Annotated in this window: 24 protein-coding genes; 18 read left to right on the top strand and 6 right to left on the bottom strand. The window is 73.0% G+C overall.

Annotation, left to right across the window (positions count from 1 at the left end; all coding sequences use genetic code 11):
* The first annotated feature begins 73 nt into the window (after positions 1-73).
* A complete protein-coding gene (gene dnaE, locus ABFY03_RS10410) occupies positions 74-3,613 on the top strand; it encodes a DNA polymerase III subunit alpha (RefSeq protein ID WP_346169745.1) in 3,540 nt (1,179 codons plus the stop codon).
* A 67-nt stretch (positions 3,614-3,680) separates the two neighbouring features.
* On the opposite strand, the gene ABFY03_RS10405 is transcribed toward dnaE, so the two are convergent.
* Complete coding sequence (locus ABFY03_RS10405) at positions 3,681-3,854, bottom strand: hypothetical protein (RefSeq protein ID WP_189945183.1); 174 nt, start codon at positions 3,852-3,854, stop codon at positions 3,681-3,683.
* Positions 3,855-4,089: 235 nt separating this feature from the next.
* Here ABFY03_RS10405 and ABFY03_RS10400 point away from each other — a divergent pair, with 235 nt between their 5' ends.
* From ABFY03_RS10400 to ABFY03_RS10385, 4 genes are read left to right on the top strand one after another with little or no spacing between them, the layout of a single operon-like run.
* Complete coding sequence (locus ABFY03_RS10400) at positions 4,090-5,379, top strand: NYN domain-containing protein (RefSeq protein WP_319013749.1); 1,290 nt, start codon at positions 4,090-4,092, stop codon at positions 5,377-5,379.
* Between the two features lie 11 nt (positions 5,380-5,390).
* On the top strand, positions 5,391-6,374 hold the full coding sequence (locus ABFY03_RS10395; RefSeq protein ID WP_319013750.1) for an ABC transporter ATP-binding protein: 984 nt from the start codon (positions 5,391-5,393) through the stop codon (positions 6,372-6,374).
* A gap of 50 nt (positions 6,375-6,424) precedes the next feature.
* Positions 6,425-7,249, top strand: coding sequence for an ABC transporter permease (locus ABFY03_RS10390; protein ID WP_386723533.1), 825 nt, complete (start codon positions 6,425-6,427; stop codon positions 7,247-7,249).
* Between the two features lie 34 nt (positions 7,250-7,283).
* A complete protein-coding gene (locus tag ABFY03_RS10385) occupies positions 7,284-7,895 on the top strand; it encodes a DUF2567 domain-containing protein (RefSeq protein ID WP_319013751.1) in 612 nt (203 codons plus the stop codon).
* A 9-nt stretch (positions 7,896-7,904) separates the two neighbouring features.
* On the opposite strand, the gene ybaK is transcribed toward ABFY03_RS10385, so the two are convergent.
* The 4 genes from ybaK to ABFY03_RS10365 all read right to left on the bottom strand — a co-directional run bounded on the left by ybaK (position 7,905) and on the right by ABFY03_RS10365 (position 11,944).
* Positions 7,905-8,402, bottom strand: coding sequence for a Cys-tRNA(Pro) deacylase (gene ybaK, locus ABFY03_RS10380; protein ID WP_319013752.1), 498 nt, complete (start codon positions 8,400-8,402; stop codon positions 7,905-7,907).
* Positions 8,403-8,429: 27 nt separating this feature from the next.
* Positions 8,430-9,167 carry an LON peptidase substrate-binding domain-containing protein gene (locus ABFY03_RS10375; protein ID WP_319013753.1) on the bottom strand — a complete coding sequence of 246 codons (738 nt, stop codon included), beginning with the start codon at positions 9,165-9,167 and terminating at the stop codon, positions 8,430-8,432.
* A gap of 11 nt (positions 9,168-9,178) precedes the next feature.
* On the bottom strand, positions 9,179-10,225 hold the full coding sequence (locus ABFY03_RS10370; RefSeq protein ID WP_346169744.1) for a hypothetical protein: 1,047 nt from the start codon (positions 10,223-10,225) through the stop codon (positions 9,179-9,181).
* Between the two features lie 123 nt (positions 10,226-10,348).
* A complete protein-coding gene (locus tag ABFY03_RS10365) occupies positions 10,349-11,944 on the bottom strand; it encodes an oxidoreductase (protein ID WP_319013755.1) in 1,596 nt (531 codons plus the stop codon).
* A 217-nt stretch (positions 11,945-12,161) separates the two neighbouring features.
* Between ABFY03_RS10365 and hisD the strand changes: the two genes are divergently transcribed.
* From hisD to ABFY03_RS10310, 11 genes are all read left to right on the top strand, one after another.
* Entirely contained in the window at positions 12,162-13,505 is a 1,344-nt protein-coding gene (gene hisD, locus ABFY03_RS10360) for a histidinol dehydrogenase (RefSeq protein ID WP_346169743.1), read from the top strand.
* Complete coding sequence (locus tag ABFY03_RS10355) at positions 13,502-14,635, top strand: histidinol-phosphate transaminase (protein ID WP_346169742.1); 1,134 nt, start codon at positions 13,502-13,504, stop codon at positions 14,633-14,635. Before hisD ends, ABFY03_RS10355 begins: the two co-directional genes overlap by 4 nt.
* A complete protein-coding gene (gene hisB / locus ABFY03_RS10350; RefSeq protein WP_030492957.1) occupies positions 14,632-15,225 on the top strand; it encodes an imidazoleglycerol-phosphate dehydratase HisB in 594 nt (197 codons plus the stop codon). The genes ABFY03_RS10355 and hisB overlap by 4 nt, the downstream gene beginning before the upstream one ends.
* Before the next feature lie 2 nt (positions 15,226-15,227).
* Positions 15,228-15,392 carry a hypothetical protein gene (locus ABFY03_RS10345; protein ID WP_030748301.1) on the top strand — a complete coding sequence of 55 codons (165 nt, stop codon included), beginning with the start codon at positions 15,228-15,230 and terminating at the stop codon, positions 15,390-15,392.
* Complete coding sequence (gene hisH / locus ABFY03_RS10340) at positions 15,389-16,036, top strand: imidazole glycerol phosphate synthase subunit HisH (protein WP_319013758.1); 648 nt, start codon at positions 15,389-15,391, stop codon at positions 16,034-16,036. The genes ABFY03_RS10345 and hisH overlap by 4 nt, the downstream gene beginning before the upstream one ends.
* 2 nt (positions 16,037-16,038) lie before the next feature.
* Complete coding sequence (gene priA, locus ABFY03_RS10335; RefSeq protein WP_319013759.1) at positions 16,039-16,776, top strand: bifunctional 1-(5-phosphoribosyl)-5-((5-phosphoribosylamino)methylideneamino)imidazole-4-carboxamide isomerase/phosphoribosylanthranilate isomerase PriA; 738 nt, start codon at positions 16,039-16,041, stop codon at positions 16,774-16,776.
* Entirely contained in the window at positions 16,773-17,171 is a 399-nt protein-coding gene (locus ABFY03_RS10330) for a RidA family protein (RefSeq protein WP_319013760.1), read from the top strand. The genes priA and ABFY03_RS10330 overlap by 4 nt, the downstream gene beginning before the upstream one ends.
* Entirely contained in the window at positions 17,168-17,923 is a 756-nt protein-coding gene (hisF, locus tag ABFY03_RS10325; protein ID WP_319013761.1) for an imidazole glycerol phosphate synthase subunit HisF, read from the top strand. Before ABFY03_RS10330 ends, hisF begins: the two co-directional genes overlap by 4 nt.
* A gap of 76 nt (positions 17,924-17,999) precedes the next feature.
* Positions 18,000-18,218: a type II toxin-antitoxin system VapB family antitoxin gene (locus ABFY03_RS10320; protein ID WP_319013762.1), complete on the top strand. Its 219-nt coding sequence runs from the start codon at positions 18,000-18,002 to the stop codon at positions 18,216-18,218.
* The gene (locus tag ABFY03_RS10315) at positions 18,215-18,625 is read left to right on the top strand and encodes a PIN domain-containing protein (protein WP_319013763.1); all 411 of its coding nucleotides are present in this window, start codon (positions 18,215-18,217) and stop codon (positions 18,623-18,625) included. The genes ABFY03_RS10320 and ABFY03_RS10315 overlap by 4 nt, the downstream gene beginning before the upstream one ends.
* Positions 18,622-19,866: an MFS transporter gene (locus ABFY03_RS10310; protein ID WP_346169741.1), complete on the top strand. Its 1,245-nt coding sequence runs from the start codon at positions 18,622-18,624 to the stop codon at positions 19,864-19,866. Before ABFY03_RS10315 ends, ABFY03_RS10310 begins: the two co-directional genes overlap by 4 nt.
* Here the strand turns inward: ABFY03_RS10310 and ABFY03_RS10305 are convergent, their stop codons facing one another.
* A complete protein-coding gene (locus ABFY03_RS10305) occupies positions 19,867-20,502 on the bottom strand; it encodes a TIGR03085 family metal-binding protein (protein WP_346169740.1) in 636 nt (211 codons plus the stop codon).
* Positions 20,503-20,586: 84 nt separating this feature from the next.
* Here ABFY03_RS10305 and hisI point away from each other — a divergent pair, with 84 nt between their 5' ends.
* Both hisI and ABFY03_RS10295 read left to right on the top strand, forming a co-directional pair.
* Positions 20,587-20,958 carry a phosphoribosyl-AMP cyclohydrolase gene (hisI, locus tag ABFY03_RS10300; RefSeq protein ID WP_319013766.1) on the top strand — a complete coding sequence of 124 codons (372 nt, stop codon included), beginning with the start codon at positions 20,587-20,589 and terminating at the stop codon, positions 20,956-20,958.
* Between the two features lie 11 nt (positions 20,959-20,969).
* Entirely contained in the window at positions 20,970-22,469 is a 1,500-nt protein-coding gene (locus ABFY03_RS10295; protein WP_319013767.1) for an anthranilate synthase component I, read from the top strand.
* Positions 22,470-22,475 lie beyond the last annotated feature (6 nt).

Below are 22,475 nucleotides of genomic sequence, written 5' to 3'. Positions count from 1 at the left end.
CCGCCTCCTGTCACTCGTGCGACGTAGACTTCGACGCTGTCCCCCCAGAAGTTCATAGTCGGAGGCACCCCCTGTGACCAAGCCGCCCTTCACGCACCTCCACGTCCACACCCAGTACTCCCTGCTGGACGGTGCCGCGCGGCTGAAGGACATGTTCAACGCGTGCAACGAGATGGGCATGACCCATATCGCCATGTCCGACCACGGCAACCTGCACGGTGCCTACGACTTCTTCCACAGCGCCAAGAAGGCGGGCGTGACGCCGATCATCGGCATCGAGGCGTACGTCGCCCCCGAGTCCCGGCGGAACAAGCGCAAGATCCAGTGGGGCCAGCCGCACCAGAAGAAGGACGACGTCTCCGGCTCCGGCGGCTACACCCACAAGACGATCTGGGCGGCGAACGCCACGGGACTGCACAACCTCTTCAAGCTCTCCTCCGACGCCTACGCCGAGGGCTGGCTCCAGAAGTGGCCCCGGATGGACAAGGAGACCATCTCCCAGTGGTCGGAGGGCCTGATCGCCTCCACCGGCTGCCCCTCCGGCGAGCTCCAGACCCGGCTCCGCCTCGGCCAGTTCGACGAGGCCCTGAAGTCGGCCTCCGAGTACCAGGACATCTTCGGCAAGGACCGCTACTTCCTGGAGCTGATGGACCACGGCATCGAGATCGAGCGCCGGGTCCGCGACGGCCTCCTGGAGATCGGCAAGAAGCTCGGCATCCCGCCGCTGGTCACCAACGACTCGCACTACACCTACGCGCACGAGGCGACCGCCCACGACGCGCTGCTCTGCATCCAGACCGGCAAGAACCTCTCCGACCCGGACCGCTTCAAGTTCGACGGCACCGGCTACTACCTGAAGTCCACGGACGAGATGTACGCCATCGACTCCTCGGACGCCTGGCAGGAAGGGTGCGCCAACACGCTCCTGGTCGCCGAGCAGATCGACACCACCGGCATGTTCGAGGCCAAGAACCTCATGCCGAAGTTCGACATCCCGGAGGGCTACACCGAGGTCAGCTGGTTCCGCGAGGAGACCATGCGCGGCATGCACCGCCGGTTCCCGAACGGCATCCCGGAGGACCGCCTCAAGCAGGTCGAGTACGAGATGGACACCATCATCTCGATGGGCTTCCCCGGCTACTTCCTCGTCGTCGCCGACTTCATCATGTGGGCGAAGAAGCAGGGCATCGCCGTGGGCCCCGGCCGAGGCTCCGCGGCCGGCTCGATCGTCGCGTACGCCATGGGCATCACCGACCTCGACCCCATCCCGCACGGTCTGATCTTCGAGCGCTTCCTCAACCCCGAGCGCATCTCCATGCCCGACGTCGACATCGACTTCGACGAGCGCCGGCGCGTCGAGGTGATCCGGTACGTGACCGAGAAGTACGGCGCCGACAAGGTCGCCATGATCGGCACCTACGGCAAGATCAAGGCCAAGAACGCGATCAAGGACTCCGCGCGCGTCCTCGGCTACCCGTACGCCATGGGCGACCGGCTCACCAAGGCCATGCCCGCCGACGTCCTCGGCAAGGGCATCGACCTCGACGGCATCACCAACCCCTCCCACCCGCGCTACAGCGAGGCGGGCGAGATCCGGGCGATGTACGAGAACGAGCCGGACGTGAAGAAGGTCATCGACACCGCCAAGGGCGTCGAGGGCCTGGTCCGCCAGATGGGCGTGCACGCCGCCGGCGTGATCATGTCCAGCGAGCCGATCGTCGACCACGCCCCGATCTGGGTGCGGCACACCGACGGCGTCACCATCACGCAGTGGGACTACCCGCAGTGCGAGTCGCTCGGCCTGCTGAAGATGGACTTCCTCGGCCTGCGCAACCTCACGATCATGGACGACGCCGTCAAGATGGTGAAGGCCAACAAGGGGATCGAGCTCGACCTCCTGGCCCTGCCGCTCGACGACCCCAAGACCTTCGAACTGCTCCAGCGCGGCGACACCCTCGGCGTCTTCCAGTTCGACGGCGGCCCCATGCGGTCCCTGCTGCGGCTGATGAAGCCCGACAACTTCGAAGACATCTCCGCCGTGTCCGCGCTCTACCGCCCGGGCCCGATGGGCATGAACTCGCACACCAACTACGCCCTGCGCAAGAACGGCCAGCAGGAGATCACCCCGATCCACCCCGAGCTGGAGAAGCCGCTCGAAGAGGTGCTCGCGGTCACCTACGGCCTCATCGTCTACCAGGAGCAGGTGCAGAAGGCCGCCCAGATCATCGCCGGCTACTCGCTCGGCGAGGCCGACATCCTCCGCCGCGTCATGGGCAAGAAGAAGCCCGACGAGCTGGCGAAGAACTTCACGATCTTCCAGGCCGGCGCCCAGAAGAACGGCTACAGCGACGAGGCTATCCAGGCCCTCTGGGACGTGCTGGTCCCCTTCGCCGGCTACGCCTTCAACAAGGCGCACTCCGCCGCGTACGGCCTGGTCTCCTACTGGACCGCCTACCTCAAGGCGAACTACCCCGCCGAGTACATGGCGGGCCTGCTGACCTCGGTCAAGGACGACAAGGACAAGTCCGCGGTCTACCTCAACGAGTGCCGCCGCATGGGCATCAAGGTCCTCCCGCCGAACGTGAACGAGTCGGAGGCGAACTTCGCCGCCCAGGGCGACGACGTCATCCTCTTCGGCCTCACCGCCGTCCGGAACGTCGGCGCCAACGTCGTCGAGTCGATCATCAAGACCCGCAAGGCCAAGGGGAAGTACTCCTCCTTCCCCGACTTCCTCGACAAGGTCGAGGCCGTCGTCTGCAACAAGCGCACCATCGAGTCGCTGATCAAGGCCGGCGCCTTCGACACCATGGGCCACACCCGCAAGGGCCTGGTCGCCCAGCACGAGCCCATGATCGACAACGTGGTGGCGGTCAAGCGCAAGGAGGCCGAGGGGCAGTTCGACCTCTTCGGCGGCATGGGCGAGGAGGACAGCAGCGAGCCCGGCTTCGGCCTCGACGTCACCTTCACCGAGGACGAGTGGGACAAGACCTACCTGCTCGCGCAGGAGCGCGAGATGCTCGGTCTGTACGTCTCCGACCACCCGCTCTTCGGCCTGGAGCACGTCCTCTCCGACAAGACCGACGCCGGCATCTCCCAGCTCACCGGCGGCGAGCACGCCGACGGCGCGGTCGTCACCATCGGCGGCATCATCTCCGGCCTTCAGCGGAAGATGACCAAGCAGGGCAACGCCTGGGCGATCGCCACCGTCGAGGACCTGGCCGGCTCCATCGAGTGCATGTTCTTCCCGGCCACCTACCAGCTGGTCTCCACCCAGCTCGTCGAGGACGCCGTCGTCTTCGTCAAGGGCCGGCTCGACAAGCGCGAGGACGTCCCCCGGCTGGTCGCCATGGAGCTGATGGTCCCCGACCTCTCCAACGCCGGGACCAACGCCCCCGTGATCCTCACCATCCCGGCCCTCAAGGTCACCCCGCCGATGGTGAGCCGGCTGGACGAGATCCTCCGCCACCACAAGGGCAACACCGAGGTGCGGATCAAGCTCCAGGGCCCCCGCTCCACCACCGTGCTCCGGCTCGACCGGCACCGGGTCCAGCCCGACCCCGCCCTCTTCGGCGACCTGAAGGTGCTGCTCGGCCCGTCCTGCCTGGCCGGCTGACCGGTCCGCACACGCGCAAGGGGCGCGCCCGTCGTCACGGGCGCGCCCCTTTGCCGTCTTCCGGGCGTCAGTTGTGGCCGAAGCGCTTCTGACGGCCCTTCCGCGCCATGTCACCGGGGGTGACCTGGGAGGCGCGGCTCTCGGCCTGGGACTCCATCGACGACTGCTGCGCCTGCTGGGCACCGCGCTCGGCCGGCGACTGCTGCTGCTTCTGACGGTTCTGGTTGCGGTTCTTGGCCATGGGGATGATGCCTCCTCGAAGGGATCTAGGGGCCAGGGCCGCTGTCAGACTCACATACGGGAGAAACCACCGCATGTTGGATCATTACGGTGCGTGAGGAGGTCCCGCGCGGCCCCGGGTGCCGGCTCCGCCACGCCGATGATCGAGTTCCGGCCGTCAACCCCCGGGCCGTCGGGCAGACTCGATGGAACCCGGAGCACCTGAGATCCCGAGTCCGGCCGAGATCCGAAAGAAGGTGGAGCACGTGGACCGATGCGTCGTCCTGGTGGACGCCGGCTATCTGCTGGGGGCCGCCGCCAGCCTGCTCGCCGGGGACTCGGCGCGGTCCCGCATCAGCGTGGACCACGCCGGGCTCATCCAGCAGCTGCGGGAGCGGGCCGAGACCGAGACCGGCCTCCCGCTGCTGCGGATCTACTGGTTCGACGGCGCCCCCGACCGGGTGCCCCAGCCCGAACACCGCCGGCTCCGCGTCATGCCCCGGGTCACCGTCCGGCTGGGCGCCCTGACCCGCAGCGACGGCCGCTGGGCGCAGAAGGGCGTCGACGCGGCCATGCACACCGAGCTCACCGAACTGGCCCGCAACCGCGCCTGCTCCGACATCGTCCTCGTCACCGGCGACGGCGACCTGCTCCCCGGCCTGATGTCCGCCAAGGAGCACGGCGTCGCCGTGCACCTCTGGGCCGTCCAGGCCGCCGACGGAGACTACAACCAGTCCGAGGACCTGGTCGCCGAGGCCGACGAGCGCCGGGTCCTCGACCGGACCTGGATCACCCGGGCCGTCCGCGCCAAGGACCTCACCGGTGTCTGCGCCCCGCCGCCGGTGCCCCGCCCCGAGATCGCCGCCATCCTCTCCGCGCCGCTCCCCGAGTCCGCCCTCGCCTCCGCCGAGCGGGCCGCGGAGGCCGCCGCCCGGAACGGGCGCCCGGCCCCCGACGGCGCCCCCGCCCCCGCCGCCGACGGGCACGGACCCGCCGCCGTCCCCGCCCCCGCCGCCGGCCGGACCGTCCCCACCCCCAAGGACCTCGCCGGGCTGCGCCCCGCCGCCCCCACGCCCGCCGCGCACCCCACCGCCCCCCAGGCGGCCAGCGCCCTGCGCTGGTCCTCCGACCGGGGCTGGGTCGAGCGGCCCCCGACCGCCCTCGGCGAGCCGCCCGAGACCGCCTCGCTGCCCACCCTCGCCCAGCTCACCAGCGCCGAGCAGCGCTGGGCCGACCGCGAGGAGGACATCACCACCGTCGGCGGCGACCCCTTCGAGGTCGGGCAGGTGTTCGCCCGCCGGTGGCTGGAACGGCTCCCCGAGCAGAGCCACGTCCAGCGGCTCTCCGTCCTCTACCCCCGCATCCCGCACCGCATCGACGGCGAACTCCTCCGCTACGCCGCCCGCTTCGGCCTCCTCGCCCACAAGGACGACCAGATCGACGAGCACGACCGGTACGCCATCCGGGCCGGCTTCTGGCGCGAGATCGACGTCCGCGCCGCCGCCGAACACGCCCCCGCGCCCGGACCCGGACCGGCGACCCCGTAGGCTCTTCCCCCGTGAGTACGGTGTGCGCGGTGCGGGATCTGGTCAAGACGTACCCCGCCACGCGCGGCGGGCGCGGAGCGCCCGCGACCCCCGAGGTGCGGGCCACCGACGGGATCAGCCTCGACGTGCGCGGCGGCGAGATCTTCGGCCTGCTCGGCCCCAACGGAGCCGGCAAGTCCACCCTGGTCCGTCAGCTCACCGGGCTGATGCGCCCCGACTCCGGCTCCGTCACGCTCCTGGGCCACGACCTCGTCCGCCACCCCGAGCGCGCCGCCCGCCTCCTCGCCTACCTGGGCCAGGAGTCCACCGCCCTCGACGAGCTGACCGTCGCCCTCGCCGCCGAGACCACCGGCCGGCTGCGCGGCCTCACCGCCGCTGAGGCCCGCGCCGAGCGGGACGCCGTCCTCGACGAGCTGGGCCTCGCCGGGCTGGCCGGCCGCCCCCTCAAGAAGCTCTCCGGCGGCCAGCGCCGGCTCGCCTGCTTCGCCACCGCCCTCGTCGGCCACCGGCCCGTCCTCGTCCTCGACGAGCCCACCACCGGCATGGACCCGGTCGCCCGCCGCGCCGTCTGGGCGGCCGTCGACCGCCGCCGCGCCGAGCACGGCACCACCGTCCTCCTCGTCACCCACAACGTCATCGAGGCCGAGACCGTCCTCGACCGGGTCGCCGTCCTCGACCGCGGCCGGGTGATCGCCTGCGACACGCCCGCCGGACTGAAGGAACGCGTCGCCGGCGAGGTCCGCGTCGAGCTGCTGTGGCGCGAGTCCGCCCCGCTCGCCCTCCCCGAGGTCGCCGCCCTGCGCGACCGCGCCCAGGAGACCGGCCGCCGCTGGGTCCTCCGCCTCGCCCCCGACGAGGCCCGGGCCGCCGTCGCCGCCGTCACCGGCGGCGCCGCCTTCGCCGCCCTCGACGACTTCACCCTCGCCACGCCCAGCCTGGAGGACGTCTACCTCGCCCTCGGCGGCGCCGCCCGCGAAGGACTGGTGAAGGCGTGAGCGCCACCCCTCCAGCCCCCACCGCACGTCATCCCCAGGAGCTGTCCGCGTTGAGCACCCTGCCCGCCGAGGCCCTGACGGCCGGCGTGCCGGCCGTCCCGGCCCGGGACGCCGACGAGGCGGCGCCCCTCGCCCCGTCCGCCCGGCTGCTGCCCTCCCTCGCGGCCGTCTACCGGGCGCAGCTCAGCCGCGCCCGGGTCGCCCGCATCCCGCTGCTCTTCGTCGCCACCTTCCAGTCCATCGGGATCATGATCCTGATGCGCGGGGTCGTCGACGGCGGCTCCGAGGCCCGCGCCGTCGTGGCCGGCTCCACCGTCCTCGTCGTCGCCTTCGTCGCCCTCAACCTGCTCGCCCAGTACTTCGGCCAGCTCCGCGCCTCCGGCGGCCTCGACCACTACGCGACCCTGCCGGTGCCGCCCGCCGCCGTGGTGCTCGGCGCCGCCGGCGCGTACGCCTCCTTCACCGTCCCCGGCACGCTCGTCACCGCCGTCACCGGAGCCGTCCTCTTCGGCCTGCCGCTCGGCCACCTGTGGCTGCTCGCCGCCGTGGTGCCGCTCTCCGGCGCCGCCCTCGCCGGACTCGGCGCGGCCCTCGGGCTGCTGGCCCCCCGCCAGGAGCTGGCCACCCTCCTCGGCCAGCTCGGCATGTCCGCCGCGCTGCTCCTCGGCGTCCTGCCGGCCGAGCGGATGCCCGCCCCGATCGGCTGGGCCCGCGACCTGCTGCCGTCCACCTACGGCGTCGAGGCGCTGGCCCGCGCCTTCGACCCGCACCCCGACTGGGCGGCCGTCGCCGTCGACCTGTCCGTCTGCGGCGCCGTCGGCGTCCTCTCGCTGGCCGTCGCCACCTGGGCGTACCGCAGGGCCGCGGTCCGCTGAGGCGGGCCACGGGCACACCTGGCACGATGGCGGGGTGACCGCACCCCTGACGCCTCCCCAGCAGCCGCCGAACGATCCCGCCTGGCCCCCGCCGCCGCCCCAGCAGGGCCCGGCCGGTGACCCGATCACCGGGGCCGAGGTCGTCCAGGGCCTCGTGGTGACGGCGGCCTCGGCGATCGCCGGCGCCGTGCTCGGGGCGCTCTGGGTGTGGCTCGCGCCCACGGTCCAGCTGATCTCCGACGGCAAGGGCGTCTACCTGCGCAACTCCGAGGGGGAGGCCGCGATCGGCGCCGACGGCACCTTCGTCCTCCTCGCGCTCGCCTTCGGCGCGGTCGCCGGGCTCGTCGTCTTCCTCGCCCGCCGCAAGGGCGGCGTCCCGCTCGTCCTGGGGCTCGCCGTCGGCGGCGTCCTCGGCTCACTGCTCGCCTGGTGGCTGGGGACGACGCTGGGGCCGACCTCCGACGTGGTCGCCCACGCCAAGGCCGTCGGCCCCGGGGTCGTCTTCGACGCCCCCCTGAAGCTCCAGATGGGCGCCGCCGCGATGCTGGCCTGGCCGCTCGCCGCCACGATCGTCCACCTGGTCCTGACCGGGATCTTCGGCCCCCGCGACCCCGAGCCCGGCCCCTGGGAGCCGTACAAGCGCTGAGCGCCCGGCTCAGCCGCGGCCGATGGGCGCCAGCACCGCCGAGGTGAGCGCGGCCAGGTCGGCGGGGGAGAGCTCGACCTCCAGGCCCCGCCGGCCGGCCGAGACGCAGATCGTGCCGTGCTCCGCCGCCGAGGAGTCGAGCACGGTACGCAGCCGCTTCCGCTGGCCCAGCGGGGAGATCCCGCCCCGGACGTAGCCGGTCGTCCGCTCGGCCGCGGCCGGGTCCGCCATCGCCGCCCGCTTGCCGCCGACCGCCGAGGCCAGCGCCTTCAGGTCCAGCTGTCCGGCGACCGGCACCACCGCCACCGTCAGCTCCCCGTCGACGTCCGCCACCAGCGTCTTGAAGACCCGGTCGGGCGTGACGCCGAGCGCCTCCGCCGCCTCCTCGCCGTACGACGGGGTGGCCGGGTCGTGCTCGTAGGCGTGCAGCGTGTACGCCGTGCCGGCCGCGGCCAGCGCCACCGTCGCCGGGGTGCCCCCGCCGTTCTTCTGCTTCTTCTTCGCCACCGGGACCTCCGCGGTTCCCTCGGTCCGTCAGTTCGGGTAGGTGGGCGCCTGGGTCAGCTCCACCGCCGGCAGCGACGGCAGGTGCCGCAGCACCGCCGTCTCCGCGCGCAGCAGCGCCAGCTCCTCGCGCAGCCGGACCGTGGTGTCCGGCGCCTCCAGGAGCCGCTGCTTCGTCGGCACGTCCACCTGGGCCGCCGCCGCGACCAGGTACGACACCACCGACGGGTCGTCGGGCAGCTCCGAGGTCGTCAGCGACCGCTCCCGTGCCCCCGCCAGCCGCTTCTGGTACGCCCGGAAGGCCCGCAGCACCCCCTCGGCGAGCGCCTCGGCCTCCTCGCCCGGCTCCTCCGGAAGCTCCTCGGTCTCGGCCGTCAGAAACGGACCGCTCGCGTCCACCGAGCGCAGCCGCACCCGGGTGGTGCCCGTGACCATCACCTCGTACGAGCCGTCCCCGCGCTGCCGGATGCTCGCCGCGTCCGCGACGCACCCCACCGGGTGGAAGCTCCGCAGCGGGTCGGGGCCGAAGCCCGCGGCCGGGCCCTTCTCGGGCAGCGCCGTCGGGTCCGGCATGCCGGGCGCGGTCGGTGCGACCTCGTACCCGTCCCGGATCGCGACCACGGCGAAGCGCCGCGGCTCGGAGGCGTCGATGTCGAGCAGGGCGCGCATCATGGCGCGATACCGCTCCTCGAAGACGTTGAGCGGCAGCACGAGGCCCGGGAACAGCACCGCGTTGAGCGGGAAGAGGGGCAGGCGAGCGGTGGTCACAGCGGCCAAGCCTAATGGCCGCGCGGACCGCTCCGTCCGGGGATTCCGCGCGCGGGCCCCCACAGCGGAGTCCGGAGCGCCAGCTCGGCCCGCGTCCGGTCCCGGGTGGCCAGGAACCGCCGCAGCGGATCGTGGCCGCCGACCGCCCACGGGAAGGAGGTGGCGTACGGCCCCGTCCGGCCGAACTCGGCCAGCGCCTCCTCCCATCGCCCCCGCTCCACCAGGACGTACGCCAGCAGGTTGCGCACCTCGGCCGGCCACGGGTCGCCCGCCGCGAACTCCGCCGACAGTGCCCGGCCCCGGTCCGCCGCCCGGTCGACCCGCTCCTCGTCCACCGCCGGCCCGGCCGCCGGGGCACGCCCCGAGCCGGGCAGCGGGCGCAGCCCCTCGTAGGCCGCGCGCACCGGCAGCGCCCGCACCAGCGAGCCCGGCGCCGCGTCGTCGGCGGCCTGCTCCGCGAAGTCGAAGGCCGCCCGGTGCGAGCCGTACCACTGCGCCGACAGGTACTTCAGCGCGGCGACATGGCAGCCGTAGTGGTGCGGAGAGCGGAGCAGGGCCTGCTCCCACAGCCGCTCGAAGACCGCGTGCCCGGCGTGCGCCCCGCGCGCGTGGTCCAGCGCGAGCCGCCACGGCACCGGGTCGCGCCCGGCCTCCTCGGCGAGCGGCCCCAGCAGCGGGTCCAGTTCGCGCAGCCGCTCGGCGCGGGCCGGCGACTCCCAGGCCCGGCGGACCGCGAGCTGCGCCGACACCAGCAGGGCGTCGGGGTCTCGCGGCGCGACCGCCCGCCAGCGGTCCAGCCACTCGCCCCGGCTGTACGCGAACGTGGCGAGCCGCCCCACATAGCGGTCCCGGTCCTCCCAGTCGCCGGCGTCCCGGGTGGTGGCGAGCAGCTTCGCGGCGGGCTCCGGATCGCCGAGCGCGGCCGCCACCAGCGCCGGCGCGAGCCGGTCGTCCGGGGCGTCCAGCAACACGTCGTCGTCCGGCGTCAGCCCGACGGCGAGACGCGGGGCGTGCCGGGCCGAGCGGACGGCGCCGACCAGGGCGCGGAGGAAGGACATGGCAGGACGCATCTTCCCATCGGGGGACCGTCCGGGCGCGCCGAGCCGGTCTCCCTTCACCCGGATCTCACCCGGTCTCCCCCCGGCCGTCACGCGCCCCGCCCCGGAACCGGCGCCCGTCCGTCAGCCGCGCCGCAGCAGCCGGGTCGCGCCCGCCGCCACCGTCGTCGCCAGGATCCAGCCGAGCAGGATCAGCACCGCCGCGGCCCACTGCCAGCCGCCCTCCAGGCGCCAGTAGCCGTCCTGGCCGAGCGTGATCACCGGCAGCAGCAGGTCCAGGGCGTACAGCGTGCCGTTCCACGCCGGGCCCTCGCCCTCCTTGATCGGCACCGGGTCGTACCGGGAGAAGGCCAGCGTGCCCGCCGCCCACAGCACCGCCATCCACAGCGCCGCCCGGCCCGGCCGGTAGCCGTACGCCACCGTCCAGTCCTGCACGTACCCCCACAGCTTCCCGGCGAGCGGCAGCGTCTCCCGTCTGCGCCGCTGCTTGGCGAGCAGCACCTCCCGGGCGTCCGCGTCCTCCCCGCTGTTGCGCAGCACGGTCGCGAGCCGCTCGTACGGCTCCGGCGCGTACTCCGGGGTCGCCGCCGCCACCCACTCGATCCGCCGGGCCAGCGGGAAGTGCCCGTACGGCACCAGGTTCTCGTAGACGAAGCCGCTCAGCGCCAGGCCGCCGGGGCCCGGCCAGCTGGTCGACAGGTCGATCAGCGTCACCACCTTCGCGCCGTTCAGCACCACCCGGCCCTCCTCCGGCCGCTCCCCGTTGAACCGCAGCTCCGGGGTGACGATCCGGCGCAGCGACAGCTCCTCCCGGCGCGCCCCGCTGAGCAGGAAGCGGGCGTGGTTCAGGTCCACCGCGTCGCCGAAGCGGCCGTCGTCCAGCCGGACCCCGCCGTGGAACTCGGCCGGCTTCCGCTGGGCGTCCCGGACCGGCGCCACCCCGTACGGCGGGGTGGCCGTGGACTGCCCGCCGCCCTCGTACACCCAGGCCGCGTTCAGGTACAGGGTCCGCTCGACGGTCAGCTGCGGCGCGTTCAGCGCGCGGCGGCCCCGGTCCGAGCGGAGCACGCTGCCCCGCAGGCTGAGGGAGACCCCGACCTTCGCGCCGCGCAGACTGAACTCGCCGTGCGTCTCGACCAGCTCGGCCTGGAGGTCCTGCGCCACCACCATGCCGTCCGCCGTGATCGCCCGGCCGCGCCCGTCCGGCCACACCTGGATCTGGTTGATCAGCAGGTCCGTGCCGATCTGGGCGTCGGTCAGCCGGATGCCCCGGCGCACCCGGCAGCGCGGCAGGTGCAGATCGCCCTCGGTGTGCAGCCGGGCGGCCTCCAGGCGGGGCAGCGCGCAGCCGACCATCCGGAGCGTGCCGAACCGGGCCTCGGGCAGCACCACCTCGTTGTCGAAGCGGCAGCCGTGCAGCTCCACGTACGGCGCTATGGACCCGCCGGCCAGGTCCAGCACGCCGGTGATCCGCACCCCGCGCAGCTTCAGCGCGGCCACCCGGCCCGACCGGGCCGTCGGCCCGTCGAGCAGCAGCGCCGCCACCACGTCGGCGCGCACGCTCCGCTCCGGCCCCCAGGCCGCCGCCCCGAACGGGTCGTCCCGCTCCGCCACCCCCTCCGTCAGATCGCAGGTCCTGCCGATCCGGAACGCCTGCCACACGGCCCGCTCCGGGTCCGTGAGACCGTCCGGCATCCCGTCGTCGTGCGGCTCGGTCACTGCCGCCCCCTCGCTCTCCCCGATGCGCTCCCACCACTCCGCTTCCCGGGAGTGGTGGATTCGTACAGTCGTTCTTCCCGGACTGTGACGGGCTGAACGCTAACGGTCAGGAGTGGCGAGGAGACGCCACTGAGGCGCGTATCGACCTGCGGCAAGCCGAGTATCAGCCAGTGATACGGGAAGCCCGGGCCGGAAGGCCGTCTGAGAGAATTGACCCGTGATCTCTCGAATCGATCTGCGCGGCGACGCCCTCCCCGAGGGTTCCGCCCTGCGCGACCTGCTGCCCCGTGCCGAGTTCGACGTGGAAGCCGCCCTGGAGAAGGTGCGGCCGATCTGCGAGGACGTACGGCATCATGGCGCGGCCGCGGTGATCGACTACGGGGAGAAATTCGACGGCGTTCGCCTGGAGCGCCTGCGGGTCCCCGCCGAGGCGATCGCCCGCGCCCTCGCGGAGCTCGACCCGGCCGTCCGCGCCGCCCTGGAGGAGTCCATCCGGCGCGCCCGGCTGGTCCACCGCGACCAGCGCCGCACCACCCACACCACCCAGGTGGTGCCCGGCGGCACCGTCACCGAGAAGTGGATCCCCGTCGACCGCGTCGGCCTGTACGTGCCGGGCGGCCGCGCCGTCTACCCGTCCTCCGTCGTGATGAACGTGGTCCCGGCCCAGGAGGCGGGCGTCGAGGGCATCGCCGTCTCCTCCCCGCCGCAGAAGGAGTTCGGCGGACTGCCGCACCCGACCATCCTCGCCGCCTGCGCCCTGCTCGGCGTCGACGAGGTCTACGCGGCCGGCGGCGCCCAGGCGATCGCCATGTTCGCGTACGGCACCGCCTCCACCGCCGACGAGCCCGGCTGCGAGCCCGTCAACCTCGTCACCGGCCCCGGCAACATCTTCGTCGCCGCCGCCAAGCGCCTCCTCAAGGGCCGCATCGGCATCGACGCCGAGGCCGGACCGACCGAGATCGCCGTCCTCGCGGACTCCACGGCCGACCCGGTGCACGTCGCCGCCGACCTGATCAGCCAGGCCGAGCACGACCCGATGGCCGCGTCCGTCCTCGTCACCGACTCCCCGGAGCTCGCCGAGGCCGTCGAGGCCGAGCTGAAGGCCCAGGTCGCCGTCGCCCGGCACGTCGAGGACCGGATCGCCCCGGCCCTGGCCGGAAAGCAGTCCGCGATCGTCCTCGTCACCGACCTGGAGGACGGCCTCAAGGTCGTCGACGCCTACGGCGCCGAGCACCTGGAGATCCAGACCGCCGACGCCGCCGCCCTCGCCGACCGGGTCCGCAACGCGGGCGCGGTCTTCGTCGGCCCCTGGTCGCCGGTCTCCCTCGGCGACTACTGCGCCGGCTCCAACCACGTCCTGCCCACCGGCGGCTGCGCCTGCCACTCCTCGGGCCTCTCCGTGCAGTCCTTCCTGCGCGGCGTGCACATCGTGGACTACACGCGCGACGCGCTGGCCGACGTGGCCCACCACGTGGTCACCCTGGCCGAGGCCGAGGACCTCCCGGCCCACGGCGCCGCGATCAAGGCAAGGTTCGGCTGGAAGGTGCCCGAGAGCAAGTGAGCGACACCCGCGACACGAACGACACCATCGGCATCGACGACCTGCCGATCCGCGAGGAGCTGAAGGGCCAGTCGCCCTACGGCGCCCCCCAGCTCGACGTGCCCGTCCAGCTGAACACCAACGAGAACCCCTACCCGCTGCCCGAGCCCCTGGTGGCCCGGATCGCGGAGCGGGTCGCCGAGGCCGCCCGCGGCCTCAACCGCTACCCCGACCGGGACGCGTTGGAGCTCCGCACCGAGCTGGCCCGCTACCTCACCCGTACCGGGAAGCACCCGGTGTCCCGGGACAACGTGTGGGCCGCCAACGGCTCCAACGAGGTTCTCCAGCAGCTGCTGCAGACCTTCGGCGGACCCGGCCGCACCGCGATCGGCTTCGAGCCCTCGTACTCGATGCACGCCCTGATCGCCCGCGGCACCGGCACCGGCTGGATCTCCGGCCCGCGCAACGAGGACTTCACCATCGACGTCGCCGCCGCCGAGGCGGCCGTCGCCGAGCACGCGCCCGACGTCGTCTTCGTCACCTCGCCCAACAACCCCACCGGCACCGCCGTCGAGGCCGAGGTCGTGACACGGCTGTACGACGCCGCCCAGGCCGCCAAGCCCTCGCTGGTCGTGGTGGACGAGGCGTACGTGGAGTTCAGCCACCGGGACTCGCTGCTGCCCCTCCTGGAGGGCCGGCCGCACCTGGTGGTCTCCCGGACCATGTCCAAGGCGTTCGGCGCCGCCGGACTCCGCCTCGGCTACCTGGCCGCCCACCCGGCGGTGGTCGACGCCGTCCAGCTGGTCCGCCTGCCGTACCACCTCTCCGCCGTCACCCAGGCGACCGCGCTCGCCGCCCTGGAGCACACCGACACCCTCCTCGGGTACGTCGAGCAGCTCAAGGCCGAGCGCGACCGCCTCGTCGCCGAACTGCGGGCCATCGGCTACGAGGTCACCGAGTCCGACGCCAACTTCGTCCAGTTCGGACGCTTCCCCGACGCGCACGAGGCGTGGCGGAAGATCCTCGACCGGGGCGTCCTGGTCCGGGACAACGGCGTCCCCGGCTGGCTGCGGGTCACCGCCGGCACCCCCGAAGAGAACGACGCGTTCCTCGACGCGGTTCGTGAGCTGAAGAAGGAGCAGAACGCATGAGCCGCGTAGGCCGCGTGGAGCGCACCACCAAGGAGACCTCCGTCGTCGTCGAGATCGACCTCGACGGCACCGGGAAGGTCGACGTGTCGACCGGGGTCGGCTTCTACGACCACATGCTCGACCAGCTCGGCCGCCACGGTCTGTTCGACCTCACCGTGAAGACCGACGGCGACCTCCACATCGACTCCCACCACACCATCGAGGACACCGCCCTCGCCCTCGGCGCCGCCTTCAAGCAGGCCCTCGGCGACAAGGTCGGCATCTACCGCTTCGGCAACTGCACGGTCCCGCTGGACGAGTCCCTCGCCCAGGTCACCGTCGACCTCTCCGGCCGCCCCTACCTGGTGCACACCGAGCCCGAGAACATGGCGCCGATGATCGGCTCGTACGACACCACCATGACGCGCCACATCCTGGAGTCCTTCGTGGCCCAGGCGCAGATCGCGCTCCACGTGCACGTGCCGTACGGGCGCAACGCCCACCACATCGTCGAGTGCCAGTTCAAGGCGCTCGCCCGCGCCCTCCGCTACGCCTCCGAGCGCGACCCGCGCGCCGCAGGAATCCTCCCGTCCACGAAGGGCGCGCTGTAACCGTGACCGGTCTCTCCACGATCCTGATCGTCGTCGGGCTCTTCCTGCTCGGCGGCATCTACTCCTTCGTCAAGCAGCAGATGCCGAAGGGCCTCATCGTGCTGCTCTCCATCGGCGCGGCCATGTGCCTCACCGCCGGCGTGCTGCGACTGGACGTGTGGTCATGACGGTGAACACCCCCAAGAAGGTCGTCGTCTTCGACTACGGCTTCGGCAACGTGCGCTCCGCCGAGCGCGCCCTCGCCCGGGTCGGCGCGGACGTCGAGATCACCCGCGACTACGAGAAGGCGATGAACGCCGACGGACTCCTCGTCCCCGGCGTCGGCGCCTTCTCCGCCTGCATGCAGGGGCTCAAGGAGGCCCGCGGCGACTGGATCGTCGGCCGCCGGCTCTCCGGCGGCCGCCCCGTCATGGGCATCTGCGTCGGCATGCAGATCCTCTTCGAGCGCGGCATCGAGCACGGCGTCGAGACCGAGGGCCTCGACGAGTGGCCCGGCACGGTCGAGCCGCTCAACGCCCCCGTCGTGCCCCACATGGGCTGGAACACGGTCGACGCGCCCGAGGACACCGAGCTCTTCGCCGGCCTCGACGCCGACGCCCGCTTCTACTTCGTGCACTCCTACGCGGTGCGCGAGTGGAGCCTGGAGGTCGGCAACCCCAACATCCGCGCCCCCAAGGTCACCTGGGCCACCCACGGCGAGCCCTTCGTCGCCGCCGTGGAGAACGGGGCCCTGTGGGCCACCCAGTTCCACCCCGAGAAGTCCGGCGACGCCGGAGCCCAGCTCCTCACCAACTGGATCGGAACCCTGTGACTGTGCCGTCTAGAAGCGTGCTCGAACTCCTCCCCGCCGTCGACGTCCGCGACGGCCAGGCCGTCCGGCTCGTCCACGGCGAGTCCGGCAGCGAGACCTCCTACGGCTCCCCGCTGGAGGCCGCCCTCTCCTGGCAGCGCTCCGGCGCCGAGTGGCTCCACCTCGTCGACCTGGACGCCGCCTTCGGCACCGGCGACAACCGCGAGCTGGTCCGCCAGATCACCGAGGCCATGGACATCAAGGTGGAGCTGTCCGGCGGCATCCGCGACGACGCCTCGCTCGCCGCCGCCCTCGCCACCGGCTGCACCCGCGTCAACCTCGGCACCGCCGCCCTGGAGACCCCCGAGTGGGTCGCCAAGGTGATCGCCGAGCACGGCGACAAGATCGCCGTCGGCCTCGACGTGCGCGGCACCACCCTCAAGGGCCGCGGCTGGACCAGCGAGGGCGGCGACCTCTACGAGACGCTGGCCCGCCTCGACTCCGAGGGCTGCGCCCGCTACGTCGTCACCGACATCGGCCGCGACGGCACCCTGACCGGCCCCAACGTCGAGCTGCTCAAGAACGTCTGCGCGGCCACCGACAAGCCCGTCGTCGCCTCCGGCGGCGTCTCCTCCCTGGACGACCTGCGGGCCCTCGCGGGGCTCACGCACCTGGGCGTCGAGGGAGCGATCGTCGGCAAGGCGCTCTACGCCAAGGCGTTCACCCTGGAGGAGGCCCTGCAGGCGGTGGCGTCCGCATGACCGACTCCGTGCGCAAGGTCGTCACCGGCGCCCCCTGGGAGGAGCAGTTCGGCTACTCCCGCGCCGTCGAGCTGCCCAACGGCACGGTCCTCGTCTCCGGCTGCACGTCGGTGATCGACGGGGCCGTCGCCGACGGCGGCCCGTACGAGCAGGCCGTCAACTCCTTCAACGTCGCCTTCGCCGCGCTGAAGCAGCTCGGCCTCGGCGCCGAGCACGTCGTCCGCACCCGCATGTACATCACGCACGCGCGGGACGTGGACGAGGTGGGCCGCGCCCACAAGGAGCTGTTCGACGAGGTCCGTCCGGCCGCGTCGATGATCATCGTCTCCGGCTTCGTCGACCCCCGCCTGGTCGTCGAGGTCGAGGTCGAGGCGTACAGGAGTGATGCGGCATGAGCCTCGCCGTACGAGTGATCCCCTGCCTGGACGTGGACAACGGCCGGGTCGTCAAGGGCGTCAACTTCCAGAACCTGCGGGACGCCGGCGACCCCGTCGAGATGGCCAAGCTGTACGACGCCGAGGGCGCCGACGAGCTGACCTTCCTCGACATCACCGCCTCCTCGGGCAACCGGGAGACCACCTACGACGTGGTGCGCCGCACCGCCGAGCAGGTCTTCATCCCGCTCACCGTCGGCGGCGGCGTCCGCTCGGCGGAGGACGTCGACAAGCTGCTGCGCGCCGGGGCCGACAAGGTGGGCGTCAACACCGCCGCGATCGCCCGCCCCGAGCTGATCCAGGAGATCGCCGAGCGCTTCGGCCGCCAGGTCCTCGTCCTGTCGGTCGACGCCCGGCGCACCGCCACCGGCTCCTTCGAGGTCACCACCCACGGCGGCCGCAAGGGCACCGGCATCGACGCCGTCGAGTGGGCGCACCGGGCCGCCGAGCTGGGTGCGGGGGAGATCCTGCTCAACTCGATGGACGCGGACGGCACCAAGGACGGCTACGACACCGAGATGATCGCGGCCGTGCGCAAGCACGTGACCGTGCCGGTGATCGCCTCCGGCGGCGCCGGCAAGCTCGGCGACTTCGCCCCGGCCGTGGCGGCCGGCGCGGACGCGGTGCTCGCCGCCTCCGTCTTCCACTTCGGCGATCTGCGGATCGGCGAGGTCAAGGGCGCGCTGCGGGAGGCGGGGCACGAGGTCCGCTGAAACCCGGACACCGATGTGTGCGGTTCGATATCCTGATACCAGGTCGTATATCGAGCCGCACGCACCGGGAGGTCGCATGGCCAGGACCGTGATCGACGTGGACGACCGCATGCTGGCGTTCGCGCAGCAGCAGCTCGGTACGACGACGAAGCGGGACACCGTCAACCGCGCGCTGACCATAGCGGCCGCTCTCAGCGCGGACGACCGGGCGCGTGCTCTGCGCTGGCTCCAGGACAACGCCGACGACTTCCTCGACTTCGAGGTCCTGGAGGAGCGGGAGCGCTCGGGGCAGTGACGTACCTCGCCGACACGTCCGCGGTGTGGCGGCTGCTGCGCCGCCAGATCGGCGGCCCGTGGCCGCGCCACGTCGCCCAAGGGCTCGTGGCCATCTGCCCGCCCGTCGAATCCGAGCTGATGCCCGGCCTGCGGGCCGACCGGGACTACGAGCCGTTCTTCAGCATGCTCGGCCAGACCTTCGGGTGGGTGCCGTCGGTCGACGACCCCTGGCCGAAGATCATCGCGGTACAGCGGGACCTCGTCGCCATCGGCCACCATCGCGGCCCTTCCCCGATGGACATCCTCATCGCACTCACGGCTCAGCAGCACCGGCTGACCCTGCTGCACGTGGACGACGACTTCGCCTCGATCGCCAAGGTGCGCCCCGGCATCGCGATGATCCGACTCCAGCCGGCCGACCATTGACCAGCACCTTCGACCGCACCGTCACGCCGACCCGCCCCGCCCACCGCAGCCCGCAGGTCCTGCGCTGGCTCGGCGCCTACACCGCCTCCACCCTCGGCGACAGCGTCTTCTACCTGGCCCTCTCCTGGGCCGCCGTCAGCGGCGGCACCCCCGCCCAGGCGGGCCTCGTCATGGCCGTCGCGGCCGTGCCCCGCGCGCTGCTCATGCTCTTCGGCGGCGTGATCGCCGACCGGCTCGGCCCGCGCCGGGTCGTCATCGCCTCCGACGCCGTCCGCTGCCTGGTCACCCTCGGCCTCGCCGCCACCCTCTTCCTCGCCTCGCCCGGCCTGTGGGCGCTCGCCGCCGTCGCCCTCGTCTTCGGCACCGTCGACGCCCTCTTCCTGCCGGCCGTCGGCGCCCTGCCGCCCCGCGTCGCCGACCGCGACCAGCTCGCCCGCGTCCAGGGCATGCGCGGCCTCGCGTACCGGATGGGCGCCGTCGTCGGCGCCCCGCTCGGCGGCCTCGCCGTCGCCGTCGGCGGCACCGCCACCGCCTTCGGCGTCGCCGGCCTCCTCTTCGCGTTCTCCCTGCCGCTGCTCTCCGCGCTCCGGCTCCGCCCGCTGCCCCGGGAGGAGGAGGCGCGTGACGGAACCGCCCTGCGCGGCCTGGCCGACGGGCTGCGCTACCTCCGCGGCCACCCGGTGCTCGGCCCGCTGATGATCGTCGTCCTCCTCAGCGACCTCGGCTTCGTGGGCCCCCTCAACGTCGGCCTCGCCGTCCTCTCCGAGCAGCGCGGCTGGGGCGCCTCCGGCATCGGCTGGGTCCTCGCCGGCTTCGGCGTCGGCGCGGGCGCCGCCTCCCTGCTGCTGACCGTCAAGGGGCACGTCCCCCGGACCGGTCTCGTCATGGGCTGGACCATGGTGGTCGGCGCCGTGTCGGTCGGCGCGCTCGCCCACCTGCCCCAGCTCCCCCTCGCCGTCCTCGCCGGCCTCTCCATCGGCCTGCTCGCCGGCCTCTCCGGAGCCCTGTGCAACGCCCTGATCCAGACCGAGTGCGACCCCGCCTACCTCGGCCGGGTCAGCGCCGTCGCGAGCCTCGGCAGCCTCGGCATCGCCCCGCTGAGCTTCCCGGTCACCGGGGCCGCCATCGGCGCCTGGGGCCCCGGCCCGGTCTTCGTCGTCAGCGCCGCCGTCTGCGCCCTCTCCGGCGTCTACGGCCTCGCGGTCCGCGCCGTCCGCCGCGCCGAACTCCCGAAAAGCTAGCTACAGCCCCAGCTGCTTCGTCGTGTTCAGCAGCTCGATGGCGTCCGGCTCGCCTTCCAGGCCCACCTTCGCGACCTCCGTACGTCCGTACAGGTACATCGTCAGTTCGCCCGGCTCCCCGGAGACCGTCACCACCGGGGTGCCGCGGTGGGCGACCACCGTCTGGCCGTTCGGGCGGCGCAGCACCAGGCCGACCGGGGCCTTCCGGCCGAGCAGCCGGGCGCCCTTCTCCAGGCGGGACCACAGGACGTCCGCGAAGACCGGGTCCAGCTCCCGCGCCGACCAGCCGGACTGGGCCCGCCGGACGTCCTCCGCGTGGACGTAGAACTCGACGACGTTCGCGCCCTCGTCCACCTGCTTGACCGCGAACGGCGAGAACCGCGGCGGCCCCGTCCGGACCAGCTGGACCAGCTCCTCGTACGGCTTCGCGGCGAACTCGTCCTGCACCCGCCGGAGCCGCTCCTTCAGCGCCGGCACCAGCGTCCCGGCCGCCGCGTCCGGGCGCCGCTCCCGCACCACCACGTGCGCCGCGAGGTCCCGGGTCCGCCAGCCCTCGCACAGCGTCGGGGCGTCCGGACCGGCGGCCTCCAACAGATCAGCGAGCAGGAGCCGTTCACGTTTGGCATGGGTCGACATGTCCGCCAGCGTACGACCGCGCCACGCCGTCCGCCCAGTGGACACCGCGCCGGACACCCCCACGGCCCACGGCACAATGGGCTCATGCCCAGCACGCCCCGGACCCCCAGCGACCTCGACCCGGCCATCGCCGCCCGCCTCAAGCGCAGCGCCGACGGCCTGCTCCCGGCCATCGCCCAGCAGTACGACACCGGCGAGGTGCTCATGCTCGGCTGGATGGACGACGAGGCCCTGCACCGCACCCTCACCACCGGCCGCTGCACCTACTGGTCCCGCAGCCGGAACGAGTACTGGGTCAAGGGCGACACCTCCGGGCACGTCCAGCACGTCAAGTCGGTCGCCCTCGACTGCGACGCCGACACCCTCCTCGTCAAGGTCGACCAGGTCGGCGCCGCCTGCCACACCGGCACCCGCACCTGCTTCGACACCGACGTGCTGCTCCCCGCGGCCGAGTAGGGTCTGGCGCCATGGATCTCGAGACCTTCCGCAAGCTGGCGGCGGACCGCCGCGTCATCCCCGTCAGCCGCAGGCTCCTCGCGGACGGCGACACCCCGGTCGGGCTCTACCGCAAGCTCGCCGCCGAACGCCCCGGCACCTTCCTCCTCGAATCCGCGGAGAACGGCCGCAGCTGGTCCCGCTACTCCTTCGTCGGCGTCCGCAGCGACGCCACCCTGACCGTGAGGGACGGCGAAGCCCACTGGCTCGGCACCCCGCCCGTCGGCGTCCCCGTCGACGGCGACCCGCTCGCCGCCCTCCGCGCCACCGTCGAGACCCTGCACACCCCGCGCGACCTCGCCGGCGACCTCCCGCCCTTCACCGGCGGCATGGTCGGTTACCTCGGCTACGACATCGTCCGGCGCCTGGAGAAGATCGGCGACTCCACCCGCGACGACCTGGAGCTCCCCGAGCTCACCATGCTGCTCACCAGCGACCTCGCCGTCCTCGACCACTGGGACGGCTCGGTCCTGCTGATCGCCAACGCGATCAACCACAACGACCTGGAGACCGGCGTCGACGAGGCGTACGCGCACGCCGTCGCCCGGCTCGACGCGATGGAGGCCGACCTGGCCCGCCCCGTCGCCGGCACGCCCGTCGCCCTCCCGGCCTCCGAGCTCCCCGAGTACTCCGCGCTCTGGGGCGGCCCGGCCTACCAGGACGCCGTCGACGACATCAAGGAGCGCATCCGGGCCGGCGAGGCCTTCCAGGTCGTCCCCTCGCAGCGCTTCGAGACCCCCTGTACCGCCTCCGCCCTCGACGTCTACCGGGTCCTGCGGGCCACCAACCCGTCCCCGTACATGTACCTCTTCCGGTTCGAGAACGGCTTCGACGTCGTCGGCTCCAGCCCCGAGGCCCTCGTCAAGGTCGAGGACGGGCAGGCGATGCTCCACCCCATCGCCGGCACCCGGCACCGCGGCGCCACCCCGCAGGAGGACCACGACCTCGCCGAGGAGCTGCTCGCCGACCCCAAGGAGCGCGCCGAGCACCTGATGCTCGTCGACCTCGGCCGCAACGACCTCGGCCGGGTCTGCGCCCCCGGCTCCGTCGAGGTCGTCGACTTCATGTCGATCGAGCGGTACTCCCACGTCATGCACATCGTCTCCACCGTCACCGGCCGGGTCGCCGAGGGGAAGACCGCCTTCGACGTCCTCACCGCCTGCTTCCCCGCCGGCACCCTCTCCGGCGCGCCCAAGCCGCGCGCGATGCAGATCATCGAGGAGCTGGAGCCCTCCCGGCGCGGCCTGTACGGCGGCTGTGTCGGCTACCTCGACTTCGCCGGCGACTCCGACACCGCCATCGCCATCCGCACCGCCCTGCTCCGCGACGGCACCGCGTACGTCCAGGCCGGAGCGGGCGTCGTCGCCGACTCCGACCCCGCCGCCGAGGACGCCGAGTGCCGCAACAAGGCCGCCGCCGTGCTCCGCGCCGTCCACACCGCCAACCGGATGAAAGGTTCATCGCAGCCGTAGGGGATA

The sequence above is a fragment of the Streptomyces roseofulvus genome (assembly GCF_039534915.1).
Taxonomy (GTDB): Bacteria; Actinomycetota; Actinomycetes; order Streptomycetales; family Streptomycetaceae; genus Streptomyces; species Streptomyces roseofulvus.
Note: the sequence above shows the minus strand (reverse complement) of the source record. Positions and strands in the feature narration are given on the sequence as shown.